At 68.3% G+C, this 1821-nt stretch carries 2 protein-coding genes; both read right to left on the bottom strand.

The genetic code is table 11. The features are described from left to right. Positions 1-110: 110 nt before the first annotated feature. Positions 111-638 carry a winged helix-turn-helix transcriptional regulator gene (locus AB4Y86_RS18000; protein ID WP_441403517.1) on the bottom strand — a complete coding sequence of 176 codons (528 nt, stop codon included), beginning with the start codon at positions 636-638 and terminating at the stop codon, positions 111-113. 51 nt (positions 639-689) lie between these two features. Continuing rightward, positions 690-1821: glycosyltransferase 87 family protein (locus tag AB4Y86_RS17995; RefSeq protein ID WP_441403516.1), on the bottom strand; the 1132-nt coding region annotated here is incomplete at its 5' end.

Genomic DNA, 1821 nt, shown 5'->3' with positions numbered 1-1821 from the left:
CGCCCGGAATCCGGCGGCCCCGACCAGTGCAAGAAACGCGACGGCGGCGACGGTCCACGCCGGATGGATCCGGCGCCGGGTTCGGGGGCGGGCTGTGGTTTGTGGCTCGCTCATGCCGCGGTTCCGTTCTCTTGTGTCGTCTCCTGTGTCACTGGGGCGGTGGCGAGGGGTACCGGGTTGGCGGTCCGGGTGAGGCTGTGCCAGCTGGTATTTTCGGCGGTGAGCCGTTCACCGCAAGCCGTGCAGCTGTCCGCCGAGGTGGTGCGTTGCCCGCAGCCGCTGTGGACGACGAACATGTGTGCCTGTTCGGACGGCGCGGCAAGGTGTTTCTCGGCCCAGATCACGACGGCGTTGAGTACCGGCAGGGCATCTTCGCCCTTGGCGGTGAGCACGTACTCCTGCCGGCGCCGGCCGCCGTCGTCATACGGCCGGCGGCTGAGCAGGCCGGCCTCGACCAGGCCAGCCAGCCGACGGGTGAGGACCGAGTCAGAGGCCCCCAGCCGGGCCTTCATGGCGTCGAAGCGCCCGTTGCCGAAAAAGATCTCGCGGAGGACCAATATGCCCCAGGGGTCGCCGAGGATATCCAGGCCGCGGGCCATGCTGCAGCTGCGCGCGGACCAGTCGGATCGAAGTGCCATATCGGCAGACTAGCTGGCTATCTTCAAGAAAGCTAGCCCCTGGACTGTAAACTAACGCGCTGCCCGCAGCGCAGCGCGGGAGGGCCGGTAGGCCAGCGCCCAGTAGACCAGCATCGCCATCCCGCAAACCACGCCCAGGCACGCGACAATGAGTTGCCACTGCGTCTGCGGGTCCTTGCCCCATTCGTGCGCCCCGGCCATGACCGAAAGATACTTGGGGGTCAGATAGAAGGCGACGGCGGAGGCGGCCAGGATGATCCAGCCGGCGAGCCGCATCCTGCCGTTGCGCGACGGAATCCGGTGGATCGCGAACCCCATGCACGGCAGCGCGACGGCCATCCAGACCCAGTGGTGTGACCAGGACACCGGGCTGATCAACAGCATCAACAGGGCGGTGGCGGACACGGCGACGAAGTTCTCCTCCGCCTCGACCGCCCATTTGATCACGAGCGCAGCCACGGCAGCGAGGGCGAGGGAAATCACCAGCCACACCAGGGTCGTCAGGGAAGAGTCCGGCAGGCCCAGGTGCAGCAGCAGGCCCTTGACCGAGAGGTTGTCCACGTACGCAGGGCCGCCGATCCGGCCCGTGTCCGGCAGGATCTTGGTCCAGAAAGTCACCGACGCCGTGGGCAGGACGGCCCACGCCAGCGCGATCGACCCGAAGAAGCCGACGGCCATCCAGCCAAGGGCTTTGAAGTCGCGGCGGACCAGGAAATACAGCCCGAAGGCGAGCGGGGTCAGCTTGATCCCGGCCGCGATCCCGATCAGTAGCCCGGCCGGCCAGCGGAATCCGCCCGCGCTCGGTTTCCCCGCCCGCACCATCCCGGATTGCGGTTTCCCATCCAGTGCTTTCCCGTCCCGCAGCTTCCCATAAAGGGCGAAGTCGGCGAGGATCAGGCCCATCAGGATGATATTGATCTGGCCGAAGTCGAAGGTGTCCCGCCAGGGCCCCAGCAGCAGGATGGCAGCGGTGCCGGCGAGCGCCACGGCCCGGAACCGCCAGTCCGCGGCCGCGTCCCGCCAGCGGCGCAGCCCGAAGTAGTGCCGGGTCAACCAGGCGGACACGACGGCGGCGCCGAGCAGGGCCGTGGCAACGAAGATGAGGCTGCCGGCGCTTTGGCCCAGCGTGGCGAGGGCGGCGAAGACCAGGGCGGCGAAGGGCGGGTAGGTGAACGGCAGCCCG

Origin of the sequence: Arthrobacter sp. 2YAF22_2 (assembly GCF_052114645.1) — a bacterium.
GTDB lineage: Bacteria > Actinomycetota > Actinomycetes > Actinomycetales > Micrococcaceae > Arthrobacter.
Note: the sequence above shows the minus strand (reverse complement) of the source record. Positions and strands in the feature narration are given on the sequence as shown.

Coding starts and splice junctions, on each gene's coding strand:
- AB4Y86_RS18000 (WP_441403517.1), bottom strand. CDS start 638: ATGGCACTTCGATCCGACTGGTCCGCGCGCAGCTGCAGCATGGCCCGC.